General features: G+C 42.4%; 6 protein-coding genes. 5 read left to right on the forward strand and 1 reads right to left on the reverse strand.

Annotated features, from left to right (window positions below):
• Positions 1-192: 192 nt before the first annotated feature.
• From ACOVQQ_RS05590 to ACOVQQ_RS05605, 4 genes are all read left to right on the forward strand, one after another.
• Complete coding sequence (locus ACOVQQ_RS05590; RefSeq protein ID WP_421817322.1) at positions 193-1,329, forward strand: aminotransferase class I/II-fold pyridoxal phosphate-dependent enzyme; 1,137 nt, start codon at positions 193-195, stop codon at positions 1,327-1,329.
• 66 nt (positions 1,330-1,395) lie between these two features.
• Positions 1,396-2,013: a dethiobiotin synthase gene (gene bioD / locus ACOVQQ_RS05595; RefSeq protein ID WP_421817323.1), complete on the forward strand. Its 618-nt coding sequence runs from the start codon at positions 1,396-1,398 to the stop codon at positions 2,011-2,013.
• Positions 2,010-3,287 carry an adenosylmethionine--8-amino-7-oxononanoate transaminase gene (gene bioA, locus ACOVQQ_RS05600; protein ID WP_421817324.1) on the forward strand — a complete coding sequence of 426 codons (1,278 nt, stop codon included), beginning with the start codon at positions 2,010-2,012 and terminating at the stop codon, positions 3,285-3,287. The genes bioD and bioA overlap by 4 nt, the downstream gene beginning before the upstream one ends.
• Positions 3,287-4,438: a beta-ketoacyl synthase N-terminal-like domain-containing protein gene (locus ACOVQQ_RS05605; RefSeq protein ID WP_421817325.1), complete on the forward strand. Its 1,152-nt coding sequence runs from the start codon at positions 3,287-3,289 to the stop codon at positions 4,436-4,438. The genes bioA and ACOVQQ_RS05605 overlap by 1 nt, the downstream gene beginning before the upstream one ends.
• Here ACOVQQ_RS05605 and ACOVQQ_RS05610 read toward each other — a convergent pair.
• On the reverse strand, positions 4,435-4,899 hold the full coding sequence (locus ACOVQQ_RS05610) for a regulatory protein RecX (protein ID WP_421817326.1): 465 nt from the start codon (positions 4,897-4,899) through the stop codon (positions 4,435-4,437). The genes ACOVQQ_RS05605 and ACOVQQ_RS05610 overlap by 4 nt on opposite strands.
• A 215-nt stretch (positions 4,900-5,114) precedes the next feature.
• Here ACOVQQ_RS05610 and ACOVQQ_RS05615 point away from each other — a divergent pair.
• A partial coding sequence (locus ACOVQQ_RS05615) for a beta strand repeat-containing protein (RefSeq protein ID WP_421817327.1) occupies positions 5,115-7,224 on the forward strand: 2,110 nt, incomplete at its 3' end.

Consider the following 7,224-nt stretch of genomic DNA (forward strand, 5'->3'; position numbering starts at 1 on the left):
TACAAGGCGTATTTTCTTTGGGATACCGAGGTATCTCAAAAAAATACAACGACGTAAGCGACTGTTTAAATGGTTAGCTCCGCTAATAATTTCTTCTCCGTTTAAGGAAGTAAAGCAATAATTTGCATTTTCGTGCGATCTAACAAAGATTTTTTGTCGAACTCACGTTAATTTAGCTCAGATTTTAACTGTATGTCATTCCCTAAAAACGCTGCTAATAAACTTCGAAAACGACAAGACGAAAACGCTTTTCGAACTCTTTCCGACGCGCGTTTACCTATTGATTTCTCCTCTAACGATTACCTCGGCTTTGCCAACAACCAACAACTTTTTGCACGCAGTCTCGATTTACTTCAAAAAAACAAACTCGAGGTTTCAGGTAGCGGTGGTTCGCGCTTAATTTCGGGCAATCACCAATTGTATCAGTTGGCCGAAAAAGCTTGCTGTACGTTTTTCGAAGCCGAAACGGCACTTATTTTTAATTCCGGATTCGACGCCAACGCCGGTCTTGTTTCGAGCTTGCCCGGGCGCAACGATCTTATTTTTTACGACGAATTGGTACATGCATCGATTCGCGACGGCATCCAGCAATCGCTTGCAAAAGCATACAAATTCGAACACAATAACATCGATCAGCTCGAGCTGCTGCTTCAAAAACATCAGGCCGAATCAGTTTTCGTCATTACTGAAACTGTTTTCTCTATGGATGGCGATGTTCCCGATTTACAAAAATTGGTTTCGGTTTGCCAACAATACCAAGCCTTTTTAATTCTCGACGAAGCACATGCCGTTGGCGTCATGAAGTCGGGCAAAGGACTTGCTTGTCCGTCGGAACTGGCCGGACCCGTTTTTGCCCGAATTGTCACTTTCGGAAAAGCTTTTGGCTGCAACGGCGCCGCGGTTTTAGGCAGCGAGCAATTGCGCGATTTTCTCATTAATTTTTCGCGAAGTTTTATTTACACCACCGCACTTCCACCGATTAATGTAGCGGCTATTGCAGCGTCGATTCAACTTTTTGAGGAAGATGGTAAGCCAATTCAAGAGTTGCAAAACCGAATTCGTTGTTTTCGAACTGCGATACAATTTCACGGAATCGAGTCGCAATTCGGCGAAAGCCAATCTGCTATACAAACCATGAACATTTCTGGAAATACTGCGGTTAAACGTGCGGCTGCAACGATTCAAGAAGCCGGCTTTGACGTGAAAGCTATCTTGTCGCCTACCGTTCCCGCCGGACAAGAGCGTTTGCGGATTTGTTTGCATACGTTTAATAGCGAAAGCGAAATTCAGCAACTGGTTTCCCTACTTAAAGACATCAGTTTTATCTAAAAGAAATAGTAATTAACGCGACATTTCAGGATAGGCGACTTAAATTTGCGGCTTAATTAAACGCAGATGGAAATTTTTGTAACCGGAATCGGAACCGACGTTGGAAAAACCGTGGCCGCCGCCGTAATTACTGAAGCTTTGCAAGCCGATTATTGGAAACCAATACAGTCGGGTGATTTTGACTTTGGCGATGCCGATCGAGTGAAATCGTACATTTCAAATTCAAAAACCGTTTTTCACGACAACGCTTATAAATTTCACACACCGGCCAGCCCGCATTTCGCAGCCGAGCAAGAAAATATAACAATCGATATCACTCAAATTAAGCGTCCGAAAACCAAGAATAGTCTTGTTATCGAAGGCGCCGGTGGGATTTTAGTTCCTTTAAACGAGCAACATTTGGTAGTCGATTTAATTGCACCAACCGATTTGGTCGTTGTAGTTTCACGGCATTATTTAGGAAGCATCAATCACACTTTATTAACCATTGAAAGTTTGCGTGCTCGCGGAAAACGTATAGCCGGACTTGTTTTTAATGGTTCGAATCCAGCCTCGGAGTCGATTATTTTAGCAATGACGAATCTACCTGTTATAGGTCGATTGGAAGAAGAACCGTATATCGATAGTCGAGTTATTTCCGCTTACGCAGAAGAATGGAGTGCGCAATTAAAGACCTTGGCATGAAAAGTTTAGCCGAAAGAGATGCGCAGTTGCTTTGGCATCCGTACACCCAACATCAAACAGCCGATCCGGCGATCGGAATTACGCACGGAAAAGGGTCGTATTTGTTTGACGAAAACGGGAAACGTTACATCGATGCTATTTCCAGTTGGTGGACTTGTCCGTTTGGGCACCGAAATAAAAAAGTAACAAAGGCCATCAGCAAACAGCTCCAAACCTTAGAGCACGTGCTTTTTGGCGGTTTTACGCATCAGCCAGCCGTTGAGTTAGCTGAAGTGCTCACCGAGATTTTACCAGACAACCAACGTAAGTTTTTCTTTTCGGATAATGGTTCTACGGCGGTTGAAATTGCTTTAAAAGCTGCTTTGCAATTTTATTTTAATAAAGGAGAAATCCGACCTACCATCATCGCTTTCGAAGATGCGTATCACGGCGATACTTTTGGCGCCATGGGCGCGAGCAGCATTTCGATTTTCTCGGAAGCATTTCAAAGTATGTTAATCGATGTGGTGCGAATTCCAGTTCCTATAAAAGGGCAGGAGGAAGCAAGCGAAAAAGCTTTGAAAGAGATTATTGCAAGCAAGAAAGCGGCGGCGTTTATCTTCGAACCGTTGGTGCAAGGCGCAGCAGGGATGGTCATGTACGAGCCGGAGCTTTTAACCCGATTGATCGCGATTTGCAAAAATGCCGGTGTTTTCACCATCGCCGATGAGGTAATGACCGGTTTTTGGAAGACAGGAACGCTCTTTGCTAGTTTGCAATTGGGTGTAGCACCCGATATGATTTGTTTGTCTAAAGCGCTCACTTCGGGAACGATTCCGTTAGCGGTTACTTCCTTTACAGACGAGATTTATAACGGATTTTTGAGTCCTGATAAGAGTAAAGCGCTGTTTCACGGACATACATTTACTGCAAATCCGACTGGTTGTGCTGCAGCTTTAGCGAGTATAAAGCAATTGCGAAAGCAGAGCACGTTTAAAAAAGTTCAGAAAATCAATGGCTTGCATTTGGCTTTCGCCGAAAGTTTACAGCATTCCACGAAAGTGCGCAATGTTCGAGTCAAAGGAGTGATTATTGCCATTGAATTGGCAGTTCCTGCGCAGGATTATTACTCGGATTTACGAAATCGGCTATATCGCTTTTTTATTGAAAACGGCGTTTTACTGCGCCCAGTTGGGGGAACGATTTACATTTTACCGCCTTTTAACATTAAGCAAAAAGACTTGGAATACGTGTATTTGACGGTTGAACGAGCTTTAGATAAATTTGTAGATTGATGGAAAAGAAACCTTTTTTTGTCAATCATTTTTCTGCGATTTCGCCGTTAGGAATGGACGTTGATTCGCTATCCGACGCCTGGTTTGATGCGAACACAAGCTTGAAATTAGATGCGGATTTGGGCGTATTTTCCGGAAAACTCGAATCATCTTGTAGTGAACTGATTTCAGAAATAAGAAAGTCGGAAAAGCGCTATAAACATTTAGATCGTTCGGCTTTGTTAGCAATTGCTGTCAGCCGACAATTAAGATCTTTTATAGATGTAAGAGACATTCCAGATACGGGAATAAATATCGCGTCGTCGCGAGGAGCAACAACGGTTTTTGAAGAGTCGTACAAACATTTTTTAAAAACGGGAGAAAGCAGTGTGCAAACCTCGCCTTCAACAACCTTAGGGAATATTTCTTCTTGGGTCGCACAAGATTTGGGTTTTCCCGGAATTAATTTTTCACATTCGGTTACCTGTTCCAGTGGTTTACATGCGCTATTAAATGGTCTGGCTTGGATCGGTTCTGGAATGAGCAAACAGTTTTTAGTGGGTGCTGCCGAAGCCCCATTAACATCCTTTACAGTGGCGCAAATGCAAGGTATGAATGTGTATTCGGATGAAGATTCAATTTTTCCGTGTCGCGCTATGGACATTTCAAAGCAAAGAAACACGATGGTTTTAGGTGAAGGCGCTGTTTCTTGTTTATTGAGTTCCGAAAAAACTTCGGACAATGCAGTTTGTGTGTCCGGCTATGGTTTTGCAGCCGAGCGATTGGAGAGTCCGACTTCATTAAGTAAATCGGGTTTTTGTTTGGTAGAGTCTATGGAAATGGCATTACGCGGTATCGAAAAGGAAAATATCGATGTCGTAATTACCCACGCTCCAGGAACCTTGCGTGGCGATTCATCGGAATTGGCCGCTTTAAAAGCAGTTTTTGGAGAAAACACGCCTTTTTTGGCAAACACAAAATGGAAAATAGGGCATACGTTTGGCGCCAGCGGTTTATTTAATTTGGTATTGGGCATGGAAATGCTTCGCAGGCAACAAATGCCGTATCAGCCCTTCTTAAATCAAGAGCTGCCCGCGCAAGTACGTTCGGTATTACTGAATGCGGTTGGTTTTGGTGGAAATGCAGTAAGCATTGTTTTATCTCGTGCTTAGTTTCCTTTTTCTAGTTTGGTAATAAATTCGTAAACCAGATCGCTTTCATATCCGCGCCGCAATAGGTAGTCGCAACATTTTTTTCGTTTTTTGAGGACGTTTTTTTCAGTAGTCTGTTCAAATATCTTTGTGGCGGTTTTCTCGAAATTTTCCCTGTATTCTTGTTCTATTTCAGCTAGCGCTAAATTTATGACAGTTTGTGATATGCCTCGTTGTTTTAATTCGGCAGTGATTTTATTTTTCCCCCACGATTTGATTCGACTTTTTCCGCGGGCAAAGCTTCGCGCAAAGCGTTCTTCGTTGAGGTAATTTTCAGCGATGAGTTTTACAAGTATTTCATCTTGAACTTCTACTGTGGCACCGAGTTCTCGGAGTTTGATTTTCACATCAAAATGACAGCGTTCTTGGTACGCGCAAAACCGGGTAATTTTTTGCCATATTTCGCTCGTGATTGGATTCATTTTGTCATGAATTTTTAGGGTAATGTCCTCATTTTATGGATTTTCCAAATACGCATTTCGTCGGATTTTTACTTCTTTTTATCGATTAAATCGATTTCGGACTTATGATTTTAAAATCTGACGATTTTACTTCCTAAATTTACTTCCCTTTTTTTATAGATAGCCTAAAAACGAAGCGAAAATAAATGATTTTGGATATAAATGCCTGTTGATTTATGATTTTGAAAAAATACGCCCCGATTTTTTTTACACTATTTTTCAGTTCTGTTTTTGGACAAAACATAGTTTGGAATTTTGGTACCGCTGCTCCAAGCACTAATACTACCAGTAATTTAACGGTTGGAAATGTAACGCAGGGTAATGTAAATGGTGCAGTAACAATGTTATCCAATACTTCTGTTTCTTCTGTATATGCCGGCGCATCAGGAGGAAACAATGCAGGAATAGCAGTACAAAACGGCGCTTTGAATACAGCAACTTCTAGTTACTTCGAGTTTGTTCTAACACCAGCGGCAGGCTTCACCGTTTCTTTGAATGCAATTTCATTTGGGATGCGTAGTACTGGTACCGGACCAGTTAATTTTGTAGTTCGATCAAGTAGTGATTCGTACGCAAGTAATCTAGCAAGCGGAACCGATTCGGCAAATTCAGCTTGGACATTGAAGTCGCCAACAACAACAACAACAGTAACGTCAGGTAATGGAACAGCAATAACCTTCAGAATTTACGGTTTTGGAGGGACGGGTGCAGTAGCAAATACCGCTCAGTGGAGAATCGATGATCTGCAACTAACAGTAACTGTAAATCAGGTTTTTGCACTTAATGGAAATATCGATGAAGCGGTCTGGGGTACGGCTTTGGCAACATCTGCCGGAGGGCCAACACCCAGTTTTGGAGCATCCCACGCGATTAATGCGGTATATTCTTATGGCGATGCATCGTACCTCTATTTTGCTATCGCGGGAAACGTACAAAGCGGAAATAGAATTTTATTGTTTATCGATTCGGCAGCAGGTGGTTTCAATAACGGTTCGTTCAACAGAACTAATGCACCTTCCGGCGTTAATAACTGGAATTCGAGTACAACATTTGATGCGGGATTTAATGCCGACTATTGTGCGGTAATTGGTACGAACGGTTCGGGAACGTATTTTCTCGACTTGTTTACTTTGACCTCCGGAACAGGAAGTAACACTTTTATTGGTTCGGCAGGTTCAGAATTTGGAATTAATGTAGACAATACTAGTCTAACCCGTGGATTTGAATTTCGAATTCCGAAAACAGCACTAAATTATACAGCAAACCAAGAATTACAACTTTTTGCTGCCTACACCAGTGACGGTGGATTTTTATCGAATCAGTTTTTAACCCGCGCAAATTCAGGTGACGGAAGTTACGGATCAGGTGCCGTAACTTTTGGTTCGGCAGCACCAAATCCGATTACAGTGCCTTACGTTTCTCGGCAAACTGGTAATTGGGCTGACGCAACTACGTGGCGATTGGGAACAGGCAATCCAACCAATGTGGGTATTTCCATCTTGAATGGTCACAACGTAACGGTAGCTGCAGCAGCTGGAAACATTAACGCATTGAACGTAAATACTGGTGGTACGTTAACGATTGGTGGAACAAATACGCTTTCCTTCAACAATACCCAAACCTTCACCAACGCTGGAACCACAACTTTTTCAGGCAGCGGTTTTATTACCATGGGAACCAACTCAACGCTGGCAAACAGCGGAACTTTAACCATGGGATCTGGTTCTCTGACGTTTGGAAATGCGGGTGTTCTTAATCAAACAGGAACTTTCACTGCGGGTACTTCAACGGTAACTTTTAATGGTCAAGGTACCATTTCTGGAACTGTTGTCGCAAACAATATTACTGCCAACGGTCAGTTAACACTGAGTAATGCCGTTACTGTAAATGGTACATTACGTTTAAACTTAAACAGTTTTGTGGACGGTGCAAATTCTCCTACTTATGGAAGTGCATCGACCTTACTGTATAATCACGGCGGCGCATTCGCTATTAATCGCGGCAATGAATGGACGAGTGCAACCTCGGGCGCAGGTTTTCCAAATAATGTAACCTTATCAAACAATACCACTTTCAATATGAATTTGGGTACGAGTGCGTCTATGGGAGGCAATCTTACAGTAGATTCAGGAAGTATTTTTAATTCGTTGGCGGGAACTTTGAATATTGCAGGAAGCGTTTTAAACAACGGTACTTTAAATACAGGAGCTGGAGGTATTGTTTCGACAGGAACTGTAACCAACAACGGAAGCTTGGTTTTAAACGGAGATTTTACGACATCTGCAA

Origin of the sequence: Flavobacterium sp. (genome assembly GCF_049240005.1) — a bacterium.
GTDB lineage: Bacteria > Bacteroidota > Bacteroidia > Flavobacteriales > Flavobacteriaceae > Flavobacterium.

Coding starts and splice junctions, on each gene's coding strand:
- ACOVQQ_RS05605 (WP_421817325.1), top strand. CDS start 3,287: ATGGAAAAGAAACCTTTTTTTGTCAATCATTTTTCTGCGATTTCGCCG.
- bioD (WP_421817323.1), top strand. CDS start 1,396: ATGGAAATTTTTGTAACCGGAATCGGAACCGACGTTGGAAAAACCGTG.
- ACOVQQ_RS05610 (WP_421817326.1), bottom strand. CDS start 4,899: ATGAATCCAATCACGAGCGAAATATGGCAAAAAATTACCCGGTTTTGC.
- ACOVQQ_RS05590 (WP_421817322.1), top strand. CDS start 193: ATGTCATTCCCTAAAAACGCTGCTAATAAACTTCGAAAACGACAAGAC.
- bioA (WP_421817324.1), top strand. CDS start 2,010: ATGAAAAGTTTAGCCGAAAGAGATGCGCAGTTGCTTTGGCATCCGTAC.